Origin of the sequence: Paenibacillus nanchangensis, from assembly GCF_046543445.1 — a bacterium.
GTDB classification, from domain to species: domain Bacteria; phylum Bacillota; class Bacilli; order Paenibacillales; family Paenibacillaceae; genus Paenibacillus_AQ; species Paenibacillus_AQ nanchangensis.
In genome coordinates this window covers 141,509-167,615 of record NZ_JBHOFD010000010.1, presented here as the reverse complement: position 1 = coordinate 167,615, position 26,107 = coordinate 141,509, and the positions used below count along the sequence as shown (strand labels likewise).

19 protein-coding genes and 2 tRNA genes are annotated in these 26,107 nt (G+C 52.4%); 5 read left to right on the top strand and 16 right to left on the bottom strand.

All coding sequences use genetic code 11. The features are described 5' to 3' along the window. Positions 1 to 18: 18 nt before the first annotated feature. From ACE6ED_RS09950 to ACE6ED_RS09930, 5 genes are all read right to left on the bottom strand, one after another. Positions 19 to 3,294 (bottom strand): golvesin C-terminal-like domain-containing protein, encoded by a 3,276-nt coding sequence (locus tag ACE6ED_RS09950; protein ID WP_410826955.1) that lies wholly within the window; start codon positions 3,292 to 3,294, stop codon positions 19 to 21. A 215-nt stretch (positions 3,295 to 3,509) separates the two neighbouring features. Beyond that, positions 3,510 to 5,024 (bottom strand): helix-turn-helix domain-containing protein, encoded by a 1,515-nt coding sequence (locus ACE6ED_RS09945; RefSeq protein ID WP_410826954.1) that lies wholly within the window; start codon positions 5,022 to 5,024, stop codon positions 3,510 to 3,512. Next, positions 5,002 to 6,846, bottom strand: a complete 1,845-nt coding sequence (locus ACE6ED_RS09940; protein ID WP_410826953.1) for a sensor histidine kinase — start codon at positions 6,844 to 6,846, stop codon at positions 5,002 to 5,004. Before ACE6ED_RS09940 ends, ACE6ED_RS09945 begins: the two co-directional genes overlap by 23 nt. Positions 6,847 to 7,150: 304 nt before the next feature. Then, positions 7,151 to 9,484 (bottom strand): FAD-dependent oxidoreductase, encoded by a 2,334-nt coding sequence (locus ACE6ED_RS09935; RefSeq protein WP_410826952.1) that lies wholly within the window; start codon positions 9,482 to 9,484, stop codon positions 7,151 to 7,153. Positions 9,485 to 10,362: 878 nt separating this feature from the next. Beyond that, positions 10,363 to 11,487 (bottom strand): glycoside hydrolase family 88/105 protein, encoded by a 1,125-nt coding sequence (locus tag ACE6ED_RS09930; RefSeq protein WP_410826951.1) that lies wholly within the window; start codon positions 11,485 to 11,487, stop codon positions 10,363 to 10,365. A gap of 143 nt (positions 11,488 to 11,630) precedes the next feature. On the opposite strand from ACE6ED_RS09930, the gene ACE6ED_RS09925 reads away from it, so the two are divergent. From ACE6ED_RS09925 to ACE6ED_RS09905, 5 genes are all read left to right on the top strand, one after another. Then, positions 11,631 to 12,476, top strand: a complete 846-nt coding sequence (locus tag ACE6ED_RS09925) for an AraC family transcriptional regulator (protein ID WP_410826950.1) — start codon at positions 11,631 to 11,633, stop codon at positions 12,474 to 12,476. A gap of 198 nt (positions 12,477 to 12,674) precedes the next feature. Next, a complete protein-coding gene (locus ACE6ED_RS09920) occupies positions 12,675 to 13,679 on the top strand; it encodes an ABC transporter substrate-binding protein (protein WP_410826949.1) in 1,005 nt (334 codons plus the stop codon). 106 nt (positions 13,680 to 13,785) lie between these two features. After that, positions 13,786 to 14,793 carry a FecCD family ABC transporter permease gene (locus ACE6ED_RS09915; protein WP_410826948.1) on the top strand — a complete coding sequence of 336 codons (1,008 nt, stop codon included), beginning with the start codon at positions 13,786 to 13,788 and terminating at the stop codon, positions 14,791 to 14,793. Continuing rightward, on the top strand, positions 14,790 to 15,800 hold the full coding sequence (locus ACE6ED_RS09910) for a FecCD family ABC transporter permease (protein WP_410826947.1): 1,011 nt from the start codon (positions 14,790 to 14,792) through the stop codon (positions 15,798 to 15,800). Before ACE6ED_RS09915 ends, ACE6ED_RS09910 begins: the two co-directional genes overlap by 4 nt. Before the next feature lie 133 nt (positions 15,801 to 15,933). Then, positions 15,934 to 16,290, top strand: coding sequence for a hypothetical protein (locus ACE6ED_RS09905; RefSeq protein WP_410826946.1), 357 nt, complete (start codon positions 15,934 to 15,936; stop codon positions 16,288 to 16,290). Positions 16,291 to 16,357: 67 nt separating this feature from the next. Here ACE6ED_RS09905 and ACE6ED_RS09900 read toward each other — a convergent pair. The 11 genes from ACE6ED_RS09900 to pyrF all read right to left on the bottom strand — a co-directional run bounded on the left by ACE6ED_RS09900 (position 16,358) and on the right by pyrF (position 26,083). Beyond that, positions 16,358 to 16,431 (bottom strand) — tRNA-Ile (locus ACE6ED_RS09900). Between the two features lie 44 nt (positions 16,432 to 16,475). After that, a tRNA-Met gene (locus ACE6ED_RS09895) sits at positions 16,476 to 16,552 on the bottom strand. 97 nt (positions 16,553 to 16,649) lie between these two features. After that, a complete protein-coding gene (locus tag ACE6ED_RS09890; protein WP_410826945.1) occupies positions 16,650 to 16,814 on the bottom strand; it encodes a hypothetical protein in 165 nt (54 codons plus the stop codon). 138 nt (positions 16,815 to 16,952) lie between these two features. Beyond that, the gene (locus ACE6ED_RS09885) at positions 16,953 to 17,372 is read right to left on the bottom strand and encodes a GNAT family N-acetyltransferase (protein WP_410826944.1); all 420 of its coding nucleotides are present in this window, start codon (positions 17,370 to 17,372) and stop codon (positions 16,953 to 16,955) included. A gap of 158 nt (positions 17,373 to 17,530) precedes the next feature. Further along, positions 17,531 to 19,039: an ABC transporter substrate-binding protein gene (locus ACE6ED_RS09880; RefSeq protein ID WP_410826943.1), complete on the bottom strand. Its 1,509-nt coding sequence runs from the start codon at positions 19,037 to 19,039 to the stop codon at positions 17,531 to 17,533. A 118-nt stretch (positions 19,040 to 19,157) separates the two neighbouring features. Next, entirely contained in the window at positions 19,158 to 19,784 is a 627-nt protein-coding gene (locus tag ACE6ED_RS09875; RefSeq protein WP_410826942.1) for a TetR/AcrR family transcriptional regulator, read from the bottom strand. 3 nt (positions 19,785 to 19,787) lie between these two features. Then, a complete protein-coding gene (locus ACE6ED_RS09870) occupies positions 19,788 to 20,582 on the bottom strand; it encodes an ABC transporter permease (protein ID WP_410826941.1) in 795 nt (264 codons plus the stop codon). Next, positions 20,579 to 21,487: an ABC transporter ATP-binding protein gene (locus ACE6ED_RS09865; protein WP_410826940.1), complete on the bottom strand. Its 909-nt coding sequence runs from the start codon at positions 21,485 to 21,487 to the stop codon at positions 20,579 to 20,581. Before ACE6ED_RS09865 ends, ACE6ED_RS09870 begins: the two co-directional genes overlap by 4 nt. Before the next feature lie 1,303 nt (positions 21,488 to 22,790). Next, a complete protein-coding gene (locus tag ACE6ED_RS09860) occupies positions 22,791 to 24,368 on the bottom strand; it encodes a glycoside hydrolase family 32 protein (RefSeq protein ID WP_410826996.1) in 1,578 nt (525 codons plus the stop codon). A gap of 363 nt (positions 24,369 to 24,731) precedes the next feature. After that, the gene (gene pyrE, locus ACE6ED_RS09855; protein ID WP_410826939.1) at positions 24,732 to 25,373 is read right to left on the bottom strand and encodes an orotate phosphoribosyltransferase; all 642 of its coding nucleotides are present in this window, start codon (positions 25,371 to 25,373) and stop codon (positions 24,732 to 24,734) included. Then, a complete protein-coding gene (gene pyrF / locus ACE6ED_RS09850; protein ID WP_410826995.1) occupies positions 25,370 to 26,083 on the bottom strand; it encodes an orotidine-5'-phosphate decarboxylase in 714 nt (237 codons plus the stop codon). The genes pyrE and pyrF overlap by 4 nt, the downstream gene beginning before the upstream one ends. Positions 26,084 to 26,107: the final 24 nt, after the last annotated feature.

The following is a 26,107-nucleotide window of genomic DNA, read 5'->3' as shown; positions in this document are numbered from 1 at the left end:
TTTAGCGGGATTCGCCTTCTATTGGTTTATCGCATGAGTTTCTCCATAAGGATCATGCACGGCTAGAGAGAACTTGACGGCATCTGCAATCGTCGTTTCGTCACCGGCGGTCCGGATCGTGACGGATCCGCCCGTCCCTTCTCCAAACCGGTATTTCCCGAGCCATACCCACTGGTTATCGTTTTTCATCTGGTTAACGGTCAAATCGGTTGCGCTTCCGTCTTGATGCGTAATTTCCACGGCTGCTTTGGAGGTCCGGTTCGGTGAAGCGTTCCAAAGCATGTAGACATTGTACTCCCCGGCCTGTGGCAGGTCAGGGGTCCATGTGGCCCGCTTTCCGGCCGCTTTTCCGTCATGCAAATAATCCTCTCCGTATCTGGAGGCCGAATACGTGCTGCTCTGCCAAAGACCGTCCACGGAAAAGCCGGGATCCCGGTTATCGACGATGATGTCAACCCGTTGATCCGCCGGTGTCTCCACCCGAACCTCCCCGGAAGGCGCCGATTCATTTCCGGACAAATCCACGGCGGTCAATTTATAGAAATAGGCTGTCTCGGCCTCCACCCCGTCCGTATCCAAATGACTGTCCCCCTGCAGCATATAAGCGATCTGGTTCGCTTGCCCGGGTACGAATGCGGGTTCGGTCGAGCGGTATAAATGATAACCCGCGATCGCTGTATCTCCCTGGGCATTCCAGGTCAGTTTTATTTTGGCGTAAGATAAGGCCTCTGCCTGAAAATCACGCGGCGTCTGCGGCGGGGTAACGTCCTTGGGCTCGGTCTTGGCAGTGATTTTGGAGGCTTTCGATAAATTACCGGCCAAATCTGCCGCCTGTACGAAATAGATATACTTAGTATTGGGCTCCAGGCCGGAAAAGCTGTAGGAAGTCCCATAAGTTTCAGCAAGGGTTTGACCCGCCGCATTGGTAATACGGTAACCGCGAATCCCTGATTCCGAGTCCACACCTGTGTCCCAGCTTAAATCCAGATACGTTGTTCCTTTGGCTTTAACCTCCAGACGCTTTGGCGGCTTTGGCGCCTTGTTGTCGTTAAATTCCGGAAGCTGAACAGGCTTGCCCGGTTCACCATACAAAATTCCGGTCCCGTTGGTACCGGCATACACCCGGCCGTGGACCTGCATGTCTCCCGCCATACTGTTCGGCTCATTGCCGGGGAAGGGATCGGAAACGCTCACCTTAACCCAAGTGGATCCCATATCATCGGACCGGTAAATGGCCTCGTCCGGAAAACCTGAGATTTTGCCGAATACAAATACCGCCGGATTTAACCGGCCTGGAGCCGCTTTCCCGAAGCTGAAAAGATAAGCCTGCTCCACATTGTTCACTCGCTCAAATCGGCCGCCGCCATCGCCCGACCGAAACAAGCCCAGGTCATTCAGGCTTATCCAAACCTCGCCCATAACTCCCGGAGCTGCCTGAACATTATGCCATGGGACTTGTTGGGCAGGTAAATTGGAAACCGGTTCAAAAGATCTCCCTCCATTTGCACTGCGAAAGAACTTCCCGTTTTTGTAGTCGTAAGCGTAGAAAACCCCATCCTTAACCTTGTCGGAAGCCAGCGGTTGATAATAACCGGCAAAAATATGATCTCCTGTGATCATGTCTGCCGGCAGTCCCGCGCTCTTGCTCCAGGAGTTGCCAAGGTCCTGCGTATAATATACCGAGCCTTTTTGCGGCATCCACACTACATTATTGGAGTAGGTAGCCGAAACCGCAGTTTTTCCACCCTGGACTCCCTTGAAGGGAAGGGTTGGAAACGCCGTATACGTGTTGCCGCCATCGGTTGAATACCCGCCGCCGCCCGGATCGCTCCTGCCGTCGCCGTTCCATCCATACGTGCCGACACGAACCACAAAACCAGGCCGGGATGCGGAAACGTCAATTCCCGTGCTGGTCAGCTCCTTGATGCCGCCGGACGACGTGAAGTAAGTGGACTCCGGAAAGCTCTCCAGCGAGCGATGGTCGAAGCCCCCGTTATCCGCAATCCCGCTGTGCAGGATCCGGTTACCGAGCGGAGGGCTCACGAGATTCGCCACATTGACTACCGTCTCAAGCCCCTTGGCGGGGTTGCTCCATTTGGAAGGGACTTCGTTGATGTCCTCCGTTCTCCACGCATAATACCAATCCGTCATCCAAACCCGGCCTGGATGAAAAGGGTCGAAAGCCAGAGCGGAGGTGGCCGACGACCAATGCCAGGAGGGCATCCATGGGACCAGCGAATTTCGGCTGACCGGCAATTTGGCCCAGTGGGCCCCGCCGTCGGTCGAGCGGTAAATCGGATTGCCGTGCGCGTCCTGCCGGCGGGCCGACAGCAGCGTGCCCGAATCCGCCGGGTCCACGGCGATCGAGCCGAACGGCTGGCCTTTGTCCTCTGTCGGCGTAATTTCCGACCATACTCCATTTTTAAATTTGTACAGTCCCTGTCCGTGCGCTACATATAAGGTTCCGTCCTTCGAAACGGCGGCGCGATTCGGTTTTTGGGGACTGCCGGGCAGCAGCGCCCAGGTTTCCCCCGCATCACGGCTAACATAGACACCGTAATTGTACGCACCCGCGTACAGGACGGAACTTCCCGTCCCCCCGCTGCCTGAAGACGGGTCAAACTGCACAAAACTGATTCCATAAGGCTGATTGTTCAGAGAAGGAAAGGATTCGACCCGTCCCCAGCTTCCATACTCAGCCGCCTTCCTGCTTCGGAACAAACCGTCATAACGGGAACCGAAATAAATGATGTCACTGTTATTCGGATCCACGGCCAACCTTTCTCCGGCCGCCCGGTTTTGTCCGTTGGACGACATTCTTACCCCTTTGCCTCTGGCATTCAGCCCGGTAGGAGACCAGGTTTCGCCCCGATCGGCCGACTTGTAAACGTCGCTGGGACTTGAGTAGTCGTACCTTCCCAAAGCGGCATAAACAACATCGGGGTTGGAAGGATCCAAGGCAAGGCTTTCTCCGCCGTACAAATTGGCATGTTGACGATCCGCTTCACCAATTAACTGCTTCCAGCTGCGGGTTTCTTCATTCCAACGAAAAATCCCGCCGACATCCGAACGTATGTAGACCAGATCCGGCTCCTGCGGATGAACTGCGATTCCGGTGATATAACCTCCTCCGCCGATCGGTACTTGCCCCCACGTATATTCCCCTTCTTCCGAATCCCCCTTGCCCGCCGCGGCGATAAGAGGCGGATCCATCAAACCGCCTGAACACCACATCAAAATCACCATAAACACCAGCAGCATCGTGATTCGTTTTGTTCCGTCGCTTCCCCGCATAAGCTGCGCCTCCTTTTCCTAAGGTGATGTAAAGCGCTTACAAAAAGCATGATATCAGACCCTATACCAGTCCATAATCAACAAATCTCTTTTACTGAATAAACGAATTACACTTTTAACCTGCCGATCGTGGTAAAGACGCAAAAACCGGGCTTATTGCCCGGCTTCCGCTCTTACGGTACCCCTAATTTCGGATTGCAGGGGAAGAATCCAACTTAATCAGGGGTTGTGGAGTTTATAGCTAAACGGTATTCACTCGGCCGCAGCCCCGTCCACCTTTTGAATATTTTAAAAAAATAACTGGGGTTGGCAAATCCGCATCTCTCGCCAATTTCGGCCACCGTCAGGTCCGTTTGCTCCAAATATCCTTTGGCCTCCTGAACCCGAACCTGCTGGAGGTAACCGATGAACGTCTGGCCGGTCTTCTTTTTAAACAGTCCGCTCAAATAATTCTCATCCATGTTCACTCTTTGGGCCATGGCCTGCAGCGAGATATCTTCGTCGAAATGCTCGATTACATAACGGATCACCCGGTTAATTTCTTTATGGTCCGTCTCCTCCAATGCCGGTCTGGTTTTTCCCTTGGAATACCGGATCATCCGCTCCGAGAGCAACTCGAGCATGGCTTGATGATTGGTACACAGCACCAGCTCCTCCCCCTCGGAAAGTAACGGCTTGCGGCTAATGCTGGCAAAAAGTCTGTCCAGCCGTTCAGCCGTTTTCTTTACTTGGACCATTGGCAGCAAATGGGTCTCCATGAAGGACCATAACTCATTGAGCTTTTCCGCGCATTCGTTGACCGCAGCCTTGGCAAACCGGTGCAGGATCTCTTGTTCCAGTTCCCAAGGAATGGCGGGGTATTCGTCCTGCCGGCCGATCTGATATCCGCTGTTGACCGTCGTACGGCACCCATAATAATAGCGGTCGAGCTCCCGCAGCATTTGGGCCCATTCCTCCGCGATATCGTCCGCCGTTTTATGCTCCAGATAGACCGTACGGCACAGCGCCGTAAATGTTGTCGTATCATTCAACCTTCGGGTTAAAGCGGAAGAAGCGGCGGCATCGCCGGGACAAATCAGCAAGGTGCTGACCCCCATCGCACTGTGGGCTATGACTCGGTATGAATCCGGCCTTTCGTCAGCCAGCATCTTCCCCGCTTGTTCGCAAGATAACCCCTTTTCACGCTCCAGCCAGGTCAGCAAGATAAGTTTGGACCCGATCTCATGCATGTTTAACTCGGCCAATTTCCCCGCTTCCATCGGGGATAGTTTTTTACCGCAGGCTTTCTTCCATAAGTAAGGGAGACGTTCCTCCAGATACTCCCACTTCAACTTCGCCTTTTCCTCGGCTTGCCGCTGAAGGCGGCCCTTCACCTTATTTAAAGCTTCCAGCAGCTTGTCGTCATCCATCGATAATTTCAAAATATAGCTGGAGGCCCCATACTCCAACGCCATTCTGGCATATTCAAACTCACCGGCACAGGTTAGCATAATAAATGCCGCTTCATTCCCCCGTTTTCTCGCCTGCTGAAGCAGCTGGATACCGTCCATATAGGGCATAAGCACATCGCTGATTACAATGTCCGGCGACAACGCCTCCATTTGCTCCAGAGCCTCCAAGCCATGGGCGGCTTCGGCCGCTATGGTGAAGCCGTGTTTTTCCCACGGAATCGTGTTTCGGATCGTTCTTCTCACAAATGGCTCATCTTCAACGAGCAGGATACTCCACATGTCGGGTTTCCTCCTTATCATAGGGTGAGGAGATCAGCAGCGGAATTTCCAGCACCGCAAGCATACCCGGGTTGGCGGGAGTCAGCTCCAGGCCAGCTTCTCCTTTGTACAGCAGGGCAAGGCGTTCCTTGAGATTGCTGATTCCGATTCCCCGCCGCCTTCCCGGGGGGTGTTCAGCTTCCGTTGCTGCGGGGCCTCGTCCATTGTCCAGAATTTCTACTCTCAATTTACTTGATTCCTTGGTGACCCGTATAAAAATGCGGCCGCCTTCGCGCATATGAATCAAACCGTGGTGCAGCGAGTTCTCCACCAGCGGCTGCAAGCTGAGCTTGGGAATTAACGCGTAATCCAGCCCTGCCTCCATCTCGATGTCCGACTGAAAGGTATGGTCATAACGGAAAGATTGGATATAAAGATAGGACTCCACCAGACGGATTTCCTCCTTCAAATGAACCAAATCCACCTCGGTATTCAGACCGCATTCCAGCAGCCTGCCGAGATTCTGGCAGATTTCGTAGGTTCCCGCATCCCCTTGGCTCCGCGCATTCCATTTGAGGGTGTTTAAGGTATTCAGCAAAAAGTGAGGATTCATTTGCGACATCAGGATTTGAAAGCGCAAAGCTTCTTTTTGGCGTTCCTCTGCCCGTAAAGTGGCAATCAGCTTGCGAATGTCGTCCGTCATCTGATTGAAGGATCTCGCCAGCTCCCGCGTCTCGCCTTTATATCTGGACTCCTGCAGATGAAGATGTGTATACTGATCCGCCATCTGCGTCATTTTGCGCTGTAACTGGCGCAGCGGCCGCAGAATAGAAGACACAATCGCATAGGTAACCAACATAAATACGATAACCGTCAACACGAAAGAAAAAATAACCTGCCGTTTCATGGGCCATACATTACCTGATAACGCTTCCAAGGGAAAGCGGTTTAACATGTACCAATTCATATTGGGCATATAAACCCCGTTATACATATATTGATCCTGAGAATCGGTGAAATACCGGCTCGGATTTTTTTTAAATGCGGGAAGCATCGTTTGCAAACGCTGCGCCTCTGATTCATCCGCTTCCAGCAGAATCGGCTTGCCCTGTCCGTCCAGCAAATAATAATTTTGCTTGATCAAAAATCCGCCCGTAATCGAATTCATCCAGGTTTTGATATCCAAGCTGATGCGGATATAACCGAAGGTATCCCCCTCAGGGGTTTGCAGTTTTCCGTAAAGGGAAAAAAGCTCGGAGGGCGGAACTGTACTCTCATACCTGTCTTCAGATGCATGGACCGTCCAGAAATAAGGTTCCTCCGCAGACAGAAGCCGCCGAAAGGCAGCTCCGTCAAAAAGCGAATCGGTTGCCTTTAAATTCCCGTTAGAATCTATCGCCGCACCCGTTCTTTCGGTCCCTTCCTCAAGGGAGGTATAAACATGCCCTGACGAATCGGCTAATGTAATATTAACCGGGATGACGGCATTCATGAGGCCTTGTTTAACGCTCAATAGGCGGTTTTGCAAAAAAAGCTGGCGGTCTTCCTCTTTCATATCTCCCTGCGTCCGAAGCATCCGGACTACCTCAGGGTCGCGTTCCAGTTGAAGCATCGATCCAAGAACACCAAGCCTGAGATTCTCCAGGCTATTTTTTAATGAATCCAGTTGCCCGATATTTTGCTCCGCAATATTGTCCTTCATCATCGTCTCCAGCCGGGCAATACTATGAATTTGCACGATGGTTGCCGGAATCAGCACGAAGAGCAAAATGGAGATAAACAAGCGATGTTTTAAACTGAGACGGTTAAATAAGGCCAAGTTCCAGTTCAAGTTCCAGTTCAAGCGCAACCCCCTCTCCCCTGTCTATATAGACTGAATTTAAGAAGGACAGGTGGAACGGAGCTGTCACTGCGGCCAATTTGGGACTTCCAGTTGCTGTTATTTTCGGAGTTCCTGAATGGTAGATGCGGTTAGCGGGAGAACTCCGAAGATAAAGGCGCTCGCGTTCACTCCTCCATCTCCAAATTGCCTCCGTACCGTCTCCTTTTTCCTGTCATTCAATAGTTCAGTCTATATAGTTATGACCTGCTGTGGTTAGCCCTAGTGTAGCACAGGCAGGGATTACGGGAGAAACGTATTTTTTATTTTACGGACGATAACAACGGATTTCATACACCCCTACGGCCGGATCCCCCCAGGTTGCCAGAATGTTAAGTCTTAATCTATCGGCGCAAACCGCCTCCTCCAATTTATGGCGGACTTTGCATTGAACATTCCCCTCCACGCGGACTACTTCCCTCCAGCCATCGCCTTCGCCATCGCCGTCGCCGTTCCAAACCTCGATACAGTAGTCCTTCGCCGTTTGAGGATCGCGGTAGAAAGGAGGATAGTTATGGTATTCACGCAACAGGTGGCCTGGAAAAGTCACCTCGATAATGCCGATGGTCTGCGCTTCTTTCCATTCCATCTCTATCCACGGTTGCTTGGAATCCGCAGGGTCGGAACGCCAAAGGTTCGTATAATCGTAGGGACGAGTGATTCCCGAAAGCACGTTTTCCGCCGGAAAGCAGCTTTGCGGCGGGGTTGCCCGGTAGCTGAGCGTGCCGCCGTCCCGATATCTTCGCATGCGGCCGCCGCCCATTTCGTAGGCGGAGGTATGCCCGGGAATAACGGTTCCCGCGATGTGCCACTCCACCGAAGGGCAGGACAGCAAATCAAGACGGATATACCCCCCCGGCCGCATAAGCATGGTTTCCTCAGGCGATAATTCCCACGGGATCCATTGTTTTTTCCCCGGCGGAACGACAAGCTCCGCTTGGGCGATCCTGGCCGATCCCCGGCTGCGATAATCCCATATATGTTCCACGTCTATAAGCTCTGCGGCTACGGTTTGTTCCTTGTCCGAGTTATTGGTTAAGCATACCGATAGGGAGCGGATTTTTTCCGGACCGACAGCAATCCATTGACCGCGCCGGTGATTCAGCGGTTCTTCCGTTCCCTGTCTTTCTTCCCTGCCACCCAGAATAAAACCCCCGGTCGTATCAAAACTGTCCGGCCCGGCCCCCTGCACCGGTTCCGAACTGCTGGCCGTCATGCGGGCCCGGCCTGCCAGATTCTCGGGATCACAGCCCCGGACATTCGGAAGAAAACATCCGTCCCGCAGTAATTGCTGCTGCACTTTGCCGATACAACGCTCCGTTACTTCCGCCACACCGATCCCTTGGCGCAGGGCAATGGCCGCTGCCGTCCCGGCAGCCTGCCCCATCAGAGCCGTGGTTGCCATAACCCGCACCGTTCCCAATGCGGCGTGGGTGACGCTAACGTTACGCCCTGCCATCATCAAATTGTCCACATCCTTGGCGAGCAAGATTCGCAGCGGTATGCCGTAAGGACCACAATAGCTTTTGACCGCGTATTCGGTCGTTTCTTTGTAGCCTTCCGCACTGGAAGGCTCCGCGCTCCCCGCTAACAGTCCCCCGGCCGTATGCAAGTCGATAAACCATCCGCCGTAAGCAATTTCATCCGGGAACACCGTTTTGCCGGCCGGATCGTGTTCGGTCATAAGATAACGTCCCATAACTCTCCGGCTTTCCCGTTTGCCCGGAACCTGGCCGATCCAGTCCAACGCCAGATGAGCGGCATGCTCCTTCAACAGCGGATCCCGATTCTTGATATAATCCCATATGCCCAGCGTATGACAAGTTAACTCATGCCTGATTTTTTCTTGGTCGTACACCGTATTCCAAGGCACGCCGATCTCGATCCACCAGTAACCCGATTCCAATTCATAAAAATGCCTTCCCTGACCGGCAAAAAAAGCGGGGTCTTCGTACCGCACCGCCCATTCCGGTGCTTTGAACGGAACCGGCCTGCCCATGTCCCGGGCCTTAAAATGAATAGAGCTGCCCATAGTGTCGCCGCTTGCGGCCAGCGGCGCGTGCGGTTCTTTAAATTCCTCTCTACTTTCGCTGCCCCATCTCCATTCACATCCGGCCGCATCGGCGACCACCCCATCTCCCGTGCAGTCCATGAAGATTTGGCCGCCGATCTTCAGTTCGGTCTCCGCTCCAGCCATCCTCGCCGTCAAGCTTCGAATCGTTTGCGATCCGTCCATATCCACCCCGGTTACCGAGGTGTTCAGATAAAACGTAAGATTTGGCGTGCTGACAGCCATATCATACAACGTCATATCCCAAACACTATTTGTCCATCCATTCTCCCGGATCGTCTCGTGATTGAGAGACCGTTCTGCGATCAACAGCTCGGAAATAATCCCCGTCTCCCGGGCATACGCATGGAAAGCCGCCGCACCATGCGGTGTGACGCGAATTTCAGATGAACTGTTGCCTCCGAACACGGGACGATCCCCAATCAGACATACCGTCGAACCCAGTCTTGCTGCCGCCACGGCCGCGCAAAATCCGGCCAAACCTCCGCCGCAAACCACAATATCGTAATGTTCCTGTTTGGTTTGTACCACAGATTTTCCTCCATCCTCACTTAAACGTCCATTCTTTCAATAAATTGTAGTCCATGAGGAAAAAAACATCCGTCAACAAATCTATTCAATCGAGTGAACAAATTTAGGTTAATCTTTGTATGACTTGCGTTACTCAGAGGGACGGATACCCTTTTGTTTCAAAAAACCCGGCCTTTCACTAGAGCCTGTACACAAACTTATGTCAGCCATAACCTAATCGAAATTAACGCCAAAAAAGCCTTGAACATGCTCGCTGTCTTGTCCATAGCGGGCTGCCAAGCGCTGATAATTCTTCATTTTATTAAAAAAGCATTCATACTTCAGATTTCATCCCAGATTCCCGCCTTTTGCAGCCGCCAGAGAAAGTAGGGGTACAAGTATACGGACACAGAATGCCTTATTTGCTGATTATTCCGTGTTTTGGCAAAGTGACGGACTCAGATGCACCTATTTACGCGGAGAAGCCATAGTTTGTATGTTTTCGGTTCGAATAACGGAACTGGAGTCCGCCAAGGCATGCCAAAGCCCCAGAATTTCAGAAATAACGGCCTCTGGGTCCGGAAAGCACCACGGTATCGCGTGCTGTGGTAATCCGCTGCGGGTGTGTCACAGGAGAGGATTCATTCCAAAGTGTTATGTATAATGGAGATCGATCTGACAATAAACAGGTGTAGATCCAGGGTTGATAGCATTTCGTAACCCATCACGGTATCGTTTGACTGACCCTGATTTCCTTAATTTATAGTTTGCATACACGCCCTAGCAAAAAGGGCAGTCCTGCTGTCATCTAAAATGACACAGGCTGCCCTTTTTCCATCAAATGTTCATGAATTTCCCGCCACCGGTGTAGACGGGTTTTGCTGCAATCGTTCCGCCGTTTACGGGCGGGGTGCTTTGCTCATTTCGACGCACATCAGCACAAAAGCTCCGGCGCCGTGCAGGTCGTTTTCGCTTGTGGGCCGGGCGATATAATGCGCATAATCGCCGATACCCGTCCCGATGCAAATGTTCCCGATAACGACGTGCCCGTTCTCGTCGAACTTCAGCGAATTGATTACGCCTTGGTATCCCTTCCAAGCTGCTTCTAGCGCTTCGGCGCCGAGGTAACCTTTCCGGACAGCCTTTGCGATCGCTTGGACATACAGCGCGGTACAGGAGGATTCGAGCCAATTGTCCGGCCGGTCTCCTTTGTCGACAACCTGATACCACTGCCCGCTGGCAGCATCCTGATATTTAGGCAGGGCGGTAAGCAGCTCCTGCAGAATGCGGACAAGCTCCGGTTTATCCCGGTGATCGTCCGGCAGATCATCCAGCATTTCCAGCAGCGCGACAGGATACCAGCCGATAGCCCGCCCCCAGAATTCCGGCGCAAGCCCCGTCTCCGGATCGGCCCACGTCGCTTGTTTGCTTTCATCCCAGCCGTGGTAGAACAGCCCGGTTGCTTCATCCTTACAGTGCCGTTCCATCAAAATCGCCTGACGGGCCAGCAGATCGTAATACTCGCTGTGCCCGAATTCCTTGGCGTAACGGACCGCAATCGGCCCGGCCATGTACAGTCCGTCCAGCCACATCTGATTCGGCAGATTGCCTTTGTGCCAGAAGCCGCCTTCCTTGTTGCTTTTCCAGGATAGAAACAGCGGAACTAGGCGGTCCAGTGCTTTTTTATACCGTTCGTCGCCCGACTGCTCGTAAAGGGTGTATAGCAGAATACCCGGCTGAATATCGTCTACTTCATCGGCCTTCATTTTTTCGATCGTGCCATCGGGCTGTACATGCGAATCCACCCAACGTTTGATGTATTGATAATATTTGTCCTTGCCGGTGACTCTCCAAAGCTTCTCCATCCCCGACAGAAATACGCCTTGATGATAGTGAAACCAGCCCGGCGGCAGCTGCTCCGGCTCGTATTTGGCCATCAGTGCTTCGCAGCCCGCTTCCGCCCAGTCGAGCGGCCCCCAGGTAGTGCTGTTTTCCTTAACTCTCGCCATTTCAGAAGATTGCATGATCAATTTTCTCCCTTCTGTGCGTTTCTTACGTTCATCGTAGCAGAGGAAGATGTACATTTTTTGCGCCAAACCCATTTTTCTTTGCATATCTTGCGCGAAACAGCTATCTTGTTGTTAAAGTGATCTGAGCAGCGGGAAGGGTGATCAGAGTGGCGGAGCTTTATTACGAAGACAGCCAAGGAAGCTTTATTGTGTCTTACCGGCGGGCGCTGCAGCATCATATGCCGGCAAGCCATTTTCATAATAACTACGAGATCTACTACCTCGTATCGGGCGGGCGGGAGTTTTTTATTCAGGACCGGACCATTGCGGTGCAGGAAGGCGACGTGATCATTATTCCGCCCAATATGCTGCACCGGACCACCAACGCGCCTTTGCCTGAGCATGAGCGGTTGATCGTCAATATCCATCAGCGGCATATCACGTCTTTAGACGAGCCGGAGCATGCCATTTGGGAACCGCTGCTGGAGCCGAAATACCGGATTATTAGAAGCTCTTTGCAGGAGCGGTTGTTGATCGAGGACATCGCCCGCCTTATGAAACAGGAAATGGAAGAACAAAAACCCGGGTTCGAGCTCTATGCCCGGACGCTGACGCTCCAGCTCCTGCTCCACTGCTGCCGCCATTTGCAGAACACACAAACGGAGCCCCCCGCATATCTCAGCCCGATGCATGAGCGCATTTCCGAGGTGGCCGGCTACATCAACCGGCACTACATGGAAGAGCTGTCGCTGCACCTTGTGGCGGAGCGGTTTTATATCAGCCCCTTTTATCTCAGCCGCTTTTTTAAGGAGGCGACAGGCTTTACCTTCGTGGAATATGTCAACAGCGTGCGGATCAAGGAAGCCAAAAAGCTGCTGGAGCATACCGGATTAAAAGTCGCGGCGATTGCGGCAAAAGTCGGTTTTGGCAGCGTCGCCCATTTTGGCAGAGTCTTTAAAGCCGTGACCGGCCATGCGCCGCTGCACTACCGGACAGGGAAATAGCTCTCTTTTGCATAATTATCTTAGAATCTTTAAGGCGATTAGCCCTTGCCCAGACAGACTGCACCCCTTCTATCTATCCTTCCCGGCGGGCCCGAGCCCAATATTCGCAAGCTGCATTCGTTGACATTCCTAGCAAATGCGGATATATTAAAACTCAAATGAGATTGATTATCAATATTAACTAGAAGGGGTCCGAACATGAAAAAAAAGGTCTTTTTACCCATCCTCCTTATGCTGGCAGTGCTGATGATCAGCGCCTGCGGCAACAACGCCGCAAGCTCAAATAAGGAAACCGCCGCTCCAGACAGCAGCCCGGCCGCAAGCACCAGTCCGGCAGCTAGTGAACCCGCAGCAAGCGAACCAGCGGCAGATGGAGCCCAAAATACAGCCGATTCCCGCACGATTACATACGAATCCGAATTGGGACCGGTCGAAGTGCCAGCTAATCCGCAGCGGATTGTCGCTTTGACCAATGCGCCAAACGTCCTCTCTCTCAATGGAACGCTGGTTGGCGTGGACGAGTGGACGAACAAAAACCCGCTTTTTACCGACAAGCTGTCCGGAGTTGAAGTGGTCTCCGAAGACAACCTTGAAAAGATCATCGAAGTTGAGCCTGACCTGATCATCGCCGACGCCAGCAGCAAAAACCTCGACAAACTGAAGGAAATCGCCCCGACCGTCGCCTACACCTGGGGGAAAAACGATTACCTTACCCAACAGATCGAAATCGGCAAGCTGCTGAACAAGGAACAGGAAGCAACAGCCTGGGTTGACGACTTCAAAAAACGTGCCGAGGAAGCCGGCAAAGAAATTAAAGCCAAAATCGGCGAAAACGCCACGGTATCGGTTATCGAAACCGACTCCAAAAACTTTTATGTCTTCGGCGACGCCTGGGCGCGCGGAACCGAAATTTTGTATCAGGGCATGGGACTGAATATGCCGGAAAAAGTAAAAGCCGACGCGCTGGGACCGGGATATTACACGCTTTCCCCTGAGGTGCTGAACGACTATGCAGGCGATTATATCGTTCTCAGCAGAAGCGCTTCGGGCGACAACTCTTTTATGCAGACGGACACCTGGAAGAAGATCCCTGCCGTCAAAAACGGTCACGTCATTGAAATCGATACGGAAGCTTCTTCGTACAGCGATCCAACAACCCTTGAGTATCTGCTGAAGATTTTTAAGGAACAACTGCTGAAGTAAACAACGATAATTTCGTGTAAAACGGGTGAAAAAGGCCGGGATGCCCCAGCGTGGAGGCTGCCCTGGTCTTTTTCGCGCCGTTTATGACCCAGAGAGGAGTCGCATTATGTACGAACGTCGGCGGCGCATTCCGTTAACCCTCAAAATCCTGTTTAGCCTGGCTGCGCTTGCGGCCATGTTCCTCCTCGCCATGCTGCTTGGCGCCAAAGATGTCACCTTCAGCGAGCTGTGGCTGGTCCTTACAAACAGCGGCACAAACGACAAAATCTTGATGCTGCGCGAGATTCGCTACCCGAGGGAGGTCGCTGCTGTTCTCGTGGGAGCGGCTTTGTCCGTCGCGGGGGCGATTATGCAGGGCTTGACCCGCAACCCGCTTGCGGATCCCGGGCTCCTGGGCCTTACCGCCGGTGCACGGGCAGCGCTTGCCGTTGCTGTCGCGATTCTTCCGGCAATGAATTATTTTGGCATTATGCTGGTCTGCTTTATCGGAGCCGCGCTGGGCATGCTGCTGGTTATCGGACTCGGAGCGATGAAAAAAGGCGGATTGTCTCCCCTGCGGATTGTACTTGCCGGTTCGGCGGTATCCGCGTTTTTGTATGCCGTGGCAGACGGTATCGGCCTGTTTACCAAAACGTCAAAAGACCTGACCATGTGGACGTCGGGTGGTTTGGTCGGCACAACTTGGGGGCAGGTTCAAGCCATCAGCCCGGTCGTAATTTTGGCGCTGCTGATTGCTGTCTTGATGTCCAAATCGCTGACGATTTTGAGTCTGAACGAGGAGGCGGCAGTTGGCCTCGGTCTTCGGAAGGAATATGTAAAAGCGCTGCTGTATCTCCTGATTGTCCTGCTTGCCGGCTCGGCCGTGGCGCTGATCGGGAATATGGCTTTTATCGGCCTGATGATTCCTCATATTGTCAGAGCAATGTTCGGCACGGATTACCGCTCTGTCATTCCAATGTCCGCGGTTTGGGGCGCCATCTTTATGCTGATGGCCGATACGCTTGGCAGAACGCTGAGCGCGCCGTATGAAACGCCGGTGGTGGCGATTATCGCGCTGCTGGGTCTTCCGTTTTTCCTGTTTGTTGTACGTAAAGGGGTGAGGGCATTATCATGACAGCTGCTAACCGGCAAAAAAACAAACTTGCCCTTGTCCTTACGGCCATTGTTCTGCTTACGCTGGCGACCATCATTGTCGGCATCAGCCTCGGTTCGAGCTCCCTTTCCTTGGGCCGGCTGGTCTCGACTTTGTTCGGGAATGGAACCAATAAGGAGAATCTTGTCCTGTTCTCCATCCGTCTCCCCCGCATTCTGGTGACACTGCTGGCCGGCATGGCGTTGGCGCTGTCCGGAGCGATTCTGCAGGGACTGACACGCAATGACCTGGCAGACCCCGGAATTATCGGCATAAACGCCGGCGCCGGGATGGCGATTTCCACGTTTTTTCTGTTTGTGCCGTTTGATCCAGAAACCTTTGCTTACGTGCTGCCGCTGGTTGCTTTTGGCGGAGCGATGCTGACCGCCCTGCTCATCTGTTTGTTCTCCTACTCCAGACAGTCCGGGCTGCAACCGGTCAAAATCCTGCTCGTCGGCATCGGCTTCGCCATGGCGCTGTCCGGCCTGATGATTGTGCTGATCTCTTCGGCCGACCGGCAAAAAGTCGATTTTATCTCCAAATGGCTGGCGGGAACGATTTGGGGTACGGATTGGCCGTTCATTCTGTCCCTGCTGCCTTGGCTCGTCATTTTGCTGCCCTATACGCTGTATAAATCGAATACGCTGAATCTGCTGGCTACGGACGAATCGGTTGCGATTGGCGCCGGCGTGTCGATTAACCGGGACCGGCTGCTGCTGCTCGCAGCGGCGGTTGCGCTTGCTGCGGCAGCGGTAGCCGTCACCGGAGGCATCGCGTTTGTCGGCCTGATGGCGCCTCATATCGCGAAGGCGATGGTCGGACGCCGGCACCAGCATTTTGTGCCTGTCGCCGTGCTGATGGGCGGCTGGCTGCTCTTGTTCGCCGATACGGCCGGCCGGCATCTGGTCGAGCCTGCCGGTATTCCGGCGGGGATTATGGTCGCGTTGATTGGCGGACCGTACTTTTTGTATCTTTTGTTGAAGAAATAGAGGTCAACACCCTTCAGAACGAAGATCGTCATAACTTTGGTTATGCGATGGTTCTGAGGGGTGTTTTTTTTGAGAGCAGGAATTGGAATTTAAAAATTTATCCAGTATTATAACTTGTGAGGGAGGCGGGAATTTGAAAAATAAGCTGAAGATTATTGTTAATTTATTATTAGCAGGGTCCATTGTTTTTGCTGCGGTTTGGATCGGTGAGAGCATCAAACAATCTAAGGAATCTTTATTGGCAGCGTCCAATTCTTTGAACCAAAAGGGATTATTGAACCGAGAAGAAGCAGCAAAATATATGAGTATGGACGAGGGTCAATTTTATATTTTATTAAATAATATTGAGATTGAAAACCAACGCGGAAATGAAAACTGGGATGAGCAAAAAAGAATCCGAACCATTACCATTCATGGTATAGATTACTTTGGCAGGGTAGAGCTGGATCGCTGGATTGATTATATGACCCGTTCGGGTTCGGAAATTTAACAAGTTTTTATAAAAATATAATATTAAAACAGCAAAAAACCCTCGCTGCGCAAGGGTTTTCGTCAAGTGGGCCCTACAGGACTCGAACCTGTGACCAATCGGTTATGAGCCGACCGCTCTAACCAACTGAGCTAAGGGCCCGGATAAAGAATATCCATTGTATGCATAACTGCTGCTTGAAGAATTGGTTGCGGGGGCAGGATTTGAACCTGCGGCCTTCGGGTTATGAGCCCGACGAGCTACCGGACTGCTCCACCCCGCGTCAGCATCTAAATGAAACAGCGACAATAAATAATATACATGATATCGTTGCCTAAAGTCAACGTTTTTAACCCTGGTAATCCTAATTTCCCCATCGGTCAAGGAAGAAACCGGACACCATACCGTCCTTTGCGCGAACGAAAGATCTCCACGAACTGCGGCTCCTGATAGCCGTAAATCCATCCGTCCTGCTCCAGCCGCCGGGCCAGGCAGCTTGCCTGAAATTTCGTCCGGAACAGCTTGGCAAAATAAATCCAATGCATGCCGCATTCTTCTCCTTTCCACAGCCTATGTCCTGCCCAGAGTTATCATACCCAGTTTCCCGCAAATTAGCCGAATACCGGCCCTTTGACTACAACTTAGCCATATGCGACTATTTTGAATCCGGACGGCTGAACGGTCTACACTAACGATTTTGTCATCATAATCTCCAGCGGCTCATTTTCGAGCAACAGGCATCCTACGTCCCAGTACCCCAACTTTCTATAAAAATGCTGGGCTTCTTCATTCGCCTGCGTCGAGGTCATTACCCGGCTAAAGCCCTTTTGCTGCATATGCCCCTCCCATAAATGGACCACCTGCCTGCCAGTCCCCTTGCCCCGATAAGGCTCATCAATCCAGAGCAAATTCATAAAAGGGGTATTGTCCCAAAAATAACCGTACCTCATCCAGCCCACCGCCGCTTCCTGCTCGTTTCTAAGGAGGTAGATTTCCTTTGCTTTAATTTTAGGCAGGATCAACTGCTCCGGTAGATGACGGTCCCGGCCTTTGAGATATCCGTAATCCGTCTCCGTGGCAAAATCAACTTTAAGTTGTGACATGCTCATCTCTCCCCTTCTCTCTCGTAAGTCCAATTCACTCATCTTCATGCCGTTGTTTCTACTATGACAACCATTGTACCAGCACCCTTAAAAAAAAGCCGCCAAAACGGCGGCTCTACTCTCCATCTATCCCAACAATCGCGTGACACCCATACGTCCTAAGACCGGATCGGCTCCTTCATGGCTTTCGGATCGTTCAGATCGAAGACCTTGTCTGGGTCGGTCTTCATCTCGAGCAGCATGTGGTTGCCCTGCTTCTCCCACGCCGCCAGCGCTTCCTCAACAGTCATGCGGCCTGCGCAGACCTCATTGAACAGCAGCCGGCCCGCATCGGAAATTTGCCCGATTCCCGGCATGGTGAGAAGCAGCCGGTTCAGCTCGGGATCGGCCGGCGGCACCGGCTTCATCGTATAAAACGGCTCCATCGACAGCCCCGGCTCCGCGGAAGAAATCGAGGAGGTACGGGAAGTCAGCTCATACCGGTTATGCGCTTTAATCCGGGCCACCTCGCGGCTGTTGACGAATTTGATCAGGTCCCAAGCGCCTTCCGGATTGCTGGCGTTTGCGCTGACCGACATCAAATTACCAATCCACGTGCCCTGTCCAACACCCGGCTGCTCGGGGAAAGACGGCATCGTGACAACATCCCACTCGAATGGCTTATAACCTTTAATATTACTGGCGTGGCGGTTTGCCTCAACCAGCTCATTAATATAATAGGATTCCGCCGTAACCATGGCCGCCCGGCCCTGCAGGAACAGGTCTCCTGCAATCGGACCCGAAGCGGCTGCCTGGGGGGTAATGGACGTCGAGGTTTGGGGAACGACGCCGTCCCGAACCAGCTTCGAATACGTGGTCCACACCTTTTTCCAGCTGTCGTTATTAACGGTCATAGCCGAAGCTTCTGAATCATACATGGCAAGCTGGAGCGGCATCATCCAGGACGACATATCCCAATACGGGTCGTTGGCATAGCGGCTCACCGATAAACCGTAGATCCGTTTGCTTTCGTCTTTGGCGGGTTTCGATACTTGTGCCGCCAAGGCAAGCACTTCATCCCAGGTCATGCCGCTGCGCGGGTACTCCACTCCGGCATCGTCAAACAGGCTTTGGTTGTAGTACAACGCGGAGGAGGAAAACGTTGGTGCAAGCGCGTAGAGACTGCCCTTCCCCAATTCCTTCACACCTTCCAGCATAGAAGGAGCCATGTCGCTCAAATCGTATCCATCCCGGTCAATCAGCGGCTGGAGCGGCCGGACGAGCTGCTGCTCTGTCAAATAGCCCAGCAGCGACGCATCGCCGACAATTACGTCGACCGGGCGGTCTCCTTCAATCAATTTCCGCATCCCCTCAAGCGGATCGGATGCGGCAGCCGCATCAGCGGATTGATAGCGAAGCTCGTTCTGGTCGACCGCCGGAACAATCTCCAGCTTCACATCCGGATGCTGAAGCTCGTACAGGTCGGTAAACTGCTGGCGGAAATACGTATCGTCTTCCCCGCTGTACAGCGTGCCGATCCGCAGCACCTGCGGTCCCTTGGCGGCCGGAGCGTTCTCCGCCCAGGCTGTGCTCAGCTGTTCGGCATGAAGCGGCAGCAGCAGCGAAATACACAGAACAGCGCCGAAACACCGCCCGAGCGTCCGCCGTATTTTGGCATAAGTAGTCATATGATCATAATCCTCCCGGAAAAAAGACATAATGGCAAAGGTTTCTTCTTCTCTAGCATTATAGACGTTTTTACGGGATGGCAGGTTACAGCCTGTTAAACTTCAGCAGACAATTTGTTTACCGGGAGGCATTCGGTTCTTCCGGATCTCCCTCCGATGGGATCGAACCAGGCTTGGCAGAAGGGGCGACAATGCCGTAATACAGAATCGTCGTCAGCTGCTCGGTCACTGCGTTCATGCTGCCCAGGCCTTGATATAAATCCGGACGGGAAACGAACTGCTTCATAAAATTCAGAAACGCCATGAGCAGATGAGGAGAAACGTCTTTGCGGATCTGTCCCATCTGCTGTCCCTTAAATATCATTTGTTCAAACTCCGGCATAATTTCCGTCCGCGTCAGACTAACAAACTTCTCCAGCAGGCCGGGAAAAAACAGCATCAAATCCTGCATAAACGCATCGGAAATTTCCAGCTCGAACGCACTTTTTGCATGACTGAACCGCTCCAGCGCATCCAGCGGATCCCGGGCATTGTCCATGACTTCCCGAAAGATCCGGAAGGTCTCTTCGATCAACGAATTGACTACCGCCTCGAGCAGTCCTTCTTTACTCTGAAAATAGTTATATATCGTCATTTTAGCAACGGGAACCTGCTCCGCGATTTGCTCCATACTCGTATTTACAATTCCCTGATTCAAAAACAGCTGGGTTCCCGTTTCGATAATCGCCTGCTTTTTGTTTCGCATCGGTTACATGAAATCCCTTCTCTTTAACGTCGCTACACCGCACGCAATGCCGGCGAGATATAGACCTAATGTAACGACGAGGCTGAGCGCTGTCAAGCCGCCTCCCTGCACGATATCGGCTGCATCAAACAGCCTGAACGGCGACAAATCCGCCAGCCGGTTCACCCACTCCCCGCCGGTGACCATATTTAAAATAAATGCGGCAAGCACAACGCCAAGCGAGGTAGACCAGGCCGCTCTTTCGGAACCAAACCAGGCCGTAAGAGCGTAACCGATACCGCTGAACGCAAGGCTGAGCAGATAGCCGGCCAGCAGCATCAGCCCTGTCCGCACCGGGCTCTCCAGGCCCATTGTTGTTAATCCCAGCACAATCACAATGGCGCTGCACACAAGAAACAGCAGTGTAGTCATTACCAAATGGGCAGCCGCCTTGGACAAAAAAATGTCGCTTCTGCGGTACGGCAGTGAAAACAGCAGCTCCCCGCTTCCGCGTTCCTTTTCTTTGACAATGGTTCCCGACGCCCAGGCGGCGGCAAAACACGAAAGCAGCAGCGTATAATACGGAAAAACCTGGCTGGCCGCGTATCCTTCATAGGTGGCGAAGCTGTTGGCGGTAAGGCCAAAGGCTTCGGTCATCAGAGGCGGTAGACTCTCAATCAGCTTGACGATTTCCGGGTTCCCGACAAAAGCGTCCGCTTTCCCAAGAAGAAGCCCAATCAACACCGCCAGCGACGTGAGCCCGATCCAAAATCCCTTGGCGTTCTGGCGCCATTCCTGCCTGATCAAATTGGCTTTCATTTCTGTTCTCCTCCGTCCTTGCGGTAATCATCCATAAACAGCTCTTCAATGGTAGGACGCCGGATCGTCAGATCGCGTACGGGAAGTCCGGCTAGCCGCTCCAGGACAGCTGGCAGACGGTCGCCAGTCCTTAGGTGATGCTGCATCCCGTCGAACGTGACCTGAGGATCCAAAGCAGCGAGGCCGTAAGCCTCGGTGCAGTCACCCTCCCGCTGGAATCTCACCGTGACGAGATGATCGCCTCCGGAGGACAGCTCGTCGATTTTTGACACCCGGTTCAGGCGGCCTTCCTTGATGAAGGCTACCCGGCCGCACACTTTTTCCACTTCGGACAGGACATGGGTTGAGAAAAAAACCGTCATCCCCCGCTGCTCGTTCCGCTCCTTCAGCATGTGGAAAAATTCGTTTTGAATCAGCGGATCAAGCCCCGAAGTCGGTTCATCCAGCACCAGCAGATCGGGATTGTGCAGCAGGCTCAAAATAATACCCAGCTTCTTACGGTTGCCAAGCGAATACAACTTGATCTTCCGGTCCGGGTCCCAGCCAAGCCGCTCCGCATAGCCGTTCACTTCTTCCCTGCTCAATTTCATCCCGTGGGCCGCAGCCGCAAATTCCAGCATGTCTCTGCCACTCATTCCGGGATACACTGCCAGCTCCGAAGGCAAATAACCGATTCTCCGCCTTAGCTCCGGCCGTTCACGGTCCAGCGGAACCCCAAGCACACGGATTCCCCCTTCATCGGGCGACAGCAGCTGCATAATCATGCGAATCGTTGTAGACTTTCCTGCTCCATTGGGTCCAATAAAACCAAAGATCTCTCCCTGGTTCACCTCCAGCTGCAGAGCAGTTACTCCTCTTGTTTTCCCGTAGCTTTTGGTTACGCCGGCCATCTCGATCATGTTCATAGCAAGGCCACCTTTTATACTTTATTGTATGATGTAGTCCAATAATCCTCCTATATTATTATTTTGTCAATGATTTTATATTTGTATGTTACTGACGAGTATAATTTTAATTTCACATTCCTTTTAGTAAGCAGGCTTGTGTTTGAAAATTAGACTTTACACATATATAACAGTATAAAAGAGCATTAAGAGTCGGCGGCCCCCCCGTCCTCTCACTCCAATGCATAAACGTTATCTTTTTTGATACATCTGCTAAACAAGCAACTCAACTTTCGCAGAGCGAAAATCAGCTTAGCTCCAGTCCTGGCGTGGAGTTAACCGCAATAAAATAATCGTCTTGAAAAAATAGAAAAACACCGCTTCGCCCGCGGCGAATGCACGCTCGGCGGGATTTACGGTGCGATGAAGTTAGCACCCTAGACTGGGTAGTTGCCTTGGCGCAACTCATAGATCGGCTGAACGATATTGCGCGACTCAGGTTGGGAAGCAAATGCCCCACCCTGATTCAAAGTCAACTCCAGCACTGGATCTCCGGTTTGCCCAGTGATCTCAAACCGTATCTGCCGCTTTCAGGCTGCGCTGCCGAGCTCAGTTTACACTGCCGAGCTCAGTTTACACTGCCGAGCTCAGGTTGCGCTGCTGATTTCATGTTGCACTGCTGATTTCATGTTGCGCTGCCGCTCTCAGGCTGCGCTGCCGAGCTCAGACTGCGCTGCCGGTCTCAGGCTGCACTGCCGAGCTCAGACTGCGCTGCCGGTCTCAAGCTGCGAATGTTGAGTTAATAAAAGCAGCGGCGGACCAAGACTTGATAAACCATGTCTTCGACTGCCGCTGTTGTCGTTGAACGAACTGGAACGAACCCTCTCCTGTCACAGACCCGCAGCGGATTACCACCGAACACGCTACGAAGGTCTTTCCGGACCCAGAGGACGTTATTTCTGAAATTCTTGGGCTTTTGGGTTGCCTTGCGGACTCCAGATCCGTTATTCGTATCGAAAACATCCAAACGATGGATCCTCCACGTAAATAAGTGAATATGAGTCCGTCTCTTTGCCAAAATACGGAATCATCAGCAAATAAGGTCCCCTGAGTCCGGAAGAAAGTCATAGGGGAGGACAATGTTGAGCTGCTTCAAAAGGCCTCCAGAGTTTGGAAATTGCTCACTCCAGGGTCTAAGCCATTTTCTAGCTGCGAAAGTTGAGTTAGCAAATGAGCATTGGAGAAGTCAGATTTAAGCTAAGGTTTCAGAACAAAAAAAAGAGCCCTTCTTATAAAGGCTCTTTCATCATTGATTTGTCTATGACTAAACCGTTTCATTTTCCCATATGCTGACTAGATCATTAATTTGAAGTGAGACAACCTTTAGTTCTCCGCCAAGGGCATACAGTTCCATCCCTCTACTGTCCAAATCAGGGAAAATCATATCTGAGATGATTGTTTTTCCTTTATTGCCGAAGACCTCAACACTAGACCAGTCCACGTAAATGCTGAGCTGTATCCGTTGATGCTCCGGGTTCATTGGCGCCTTGTGTTTTGCAGCAAAATCGGGATGGAACTCAATCGCGTTCGACTTCGTCCGATCCACAACTAACTCCTCATTCAAGACATGGTAACCGATAACTGTCTCCTGACCGGAAGACTTTCGCACCTTGAACCCAAACTCAACAGCAGTACCGAGTTCAAATTCAGCAATAATTTCTGCTTTTGCAAGATCAATATCAGATAATACGTTGCTGCCTGGCTTAATCGTCAAGTCCTGCAGGGACAAAACCGGTCTTCTGAGTTGGCTTAGCTCTCTTATGGGTGTTTGAATTAAACGAAGTCCTTCCGGATACGTCCTAAGCCGGATCTCACGGGGGATCGACATATGGCCGCGCCATTCCTTGGAAGGAATAGTAGAAGCATAACGCCAATTGTTCATCCAGCCGACCCAAATCTTTCGCCCGTCCTCCTCCGGAAGGCCATACCAGGTCACCGCTGCATAAAAGTCAGAGCCGTAATCTACCCATCTGATATCATCTACAGATTGCAGCTCTTCATCTAATGTAAAAGCTTTGCCGTCAAAGTCCCCTATAAAATACATCATGCCTGAACCGCCAGCCGGCGGCTCTGGATCTTTAAGATTCACACCGTTTCGGTCCCCGACGCTAAGCATCAGAATCCACTTTGTGATCTCAGGATGCTCATCTGCTTGAATTTGAAATACGTCAGGACACTCAAATACCCCTTGATGAATACCTGGAATCCCGGAACCGAATTCGCTTGCAAATGACCATTCCTTAAGATTGGGTGACGTATAAAATTCGACACGGTCTTTTACAGCAAGAACCATTACCCAAACGGACGATTCATTATGCCAAAATACTTTTGGATCTCGAAAATCCAGTGTTTTCTTCGGGAATAAAACCGGGTTGCCTTCATACTTTGTCCAGGTTCGGCCTTTGTCCCTGCTATAGGCAATGCTTTGCACCTGCGGCTTTCCGGGTTGAGCACAATTTCCGTCGTTGGTATAAATCGCAACCAGCCCTGATCCGTCCTTGTCGAAAAAACCGCTTGTATTGTTGATGTCCACCACTGCACTTCCCGAAAAGATTGCTCCATCCTCCCCGGGATAAATCGCTGGCGGAAGTTCCTCCCAATGCACCAAATCCTTGCTTACCGCATGCCCCCAATGCATGTTGGCAAAGTCGGGCCGGGTATCGTGAGGTGTAAATTGGTAGAACAGGTGATATTCCCCTTCATAGTAAACCATGCCATTCGGATCATTCATCCAATTTTTTTTAGGCGAATAATGTAGTTGAGGCCTGTATTTATTTTTAGAAAAAATGCCCTCTGACTGCTCTCTGCTGTTTAACTCATCCGATAAATATAATTTTTTTATGATTCACACGCTCCTTCCTCACTAACAAAATAATCCACAACAATGCATTTGTCAATTTATAATTTTACTTTTGCACAAAATTATCAGTGCATACTCATCGACTTTAGTTTACATTTGATTATTTCCATCATTACATTTAAACATCGCCGCTGCTGCCTAAGCTTCTTTAATCATCCTTTTTATTTCTGCAATCTAAATGATGATGCCCCTTCTGGGCAAAACACAAAAAAGCTCCGCAGCCTAACGGCGCGAAGCTTGGGGTAAAGCCTATATTGTTGGAGACAGCGTCTTCCCTCCTCCTTTCACAGCATCCGCAATAAACTTGCACAAGCCTTAAGCCGAAGGAGAGGTACGGGCTGACGCTTATTTACCGAAAGACGACGGATCTTCCCGCCAGGATTGCAGCAGCTTCACGTCGGATTCGGCGATTTTCCCTTGGGACAAAGCCACGTCGATCAGCGCGCTGTAGTTGGACAAGCTCTGCAGCGGAATGCCGGCTTCGGTAAACGCCTGGACGGCCCGGTCCAGCTCATAGCTGAAAATCGCCAGCACGCCCAGCGGCTCGCCGCCCGCTTCCCGCACCGCCTGCGCCGCTTTCAGCGAGCTGCCGCCGGTGGAGATCAGGTCCTCGATGACAATCACTTTTTGACCGGGCGCAATCAGGCCTTCGATCTGGTTCTGTTTGCCGTGGCCCTTCGCTTTGTCGCGGATGTAGGCCATCGGCAGCTGCAGCTTGTCCGCCACCCAGGCGGCATGCGGAATTCCCGCGGTCGCCGTTCCCGCCACCACTTCGGTATCGGGATATTCCTGGGCGATCAGCTCCGCAAACGCGTCAGCGATATATCCCCGGATCTCAGGATACGCCATCGTCAGCCGGTTGTCGCAGTAAATCGGGGACTTAATCCCCGACGTCCAGGTGAACGGCTCCTGCGGACGCAGGGCAACGGCTCCGATCTGCAGCAAATAGGCGGCTACCTGTTCTTTTCGGTTTAAAAGTGGACTCATGCCTGATTCATCTCCTCAATAATGGTTTCCGCTGCGGCTCGCGGATCGGATGCCGCTGTAATCGGCCGGCCGATCACCAGATAATGGCTGCCCTGCCGGATGGCCTGCGCAGGCGTCATCACCCGCACCTGATCCCCCGCGTCGCCACCCGCCGGGCGGATGCCCGGAGTAACGGTCTTGAAACCGGGACCGCAGGCTTCGGAGATCAGCGCCGCTTCCTGCGGCGAAGCAACTACGCCGTGCAAACCGGCCGACTGCGCCAGCCGGGCATAACGCACCACGGTATCCGGGACGCTGCCCGGAATGCCGATCTCGCCGTTCATGACCTCCTGGCTTGTGCTGGTCAGCTGGGTTACGGCAATAATCGACGGCAGCGGAAGACCCGCCGCGGCTGCGGCTTCCTGCGCCCCTTCGCGTGCCGCTTCCATCATGCGCTGCCCGCCGGCCGCGTGGACGTTGAACATATCGACGCCCAGCCGTGCCAGACTGCCCGCTCCGCCTTTAACCGTATTCGGGATATCGTGCATTTTTAAATCAAGGAACACCGAGTATCCGCGCGCTTTCAGTTCCCGGACAAAATCGGCCCCTGCGGCGTAAAACAGCTGCATGCCCACTTTCATCCAGCAGGGGATACCCTCCAGCTGTTTCACCAGGCTGGCGGCTTTTTCTGCGTTCGGATAATCCAGCGCAACCATCAGCCGCTGCGCCATGGCGTCCGGTCCCGCTGCATGTTG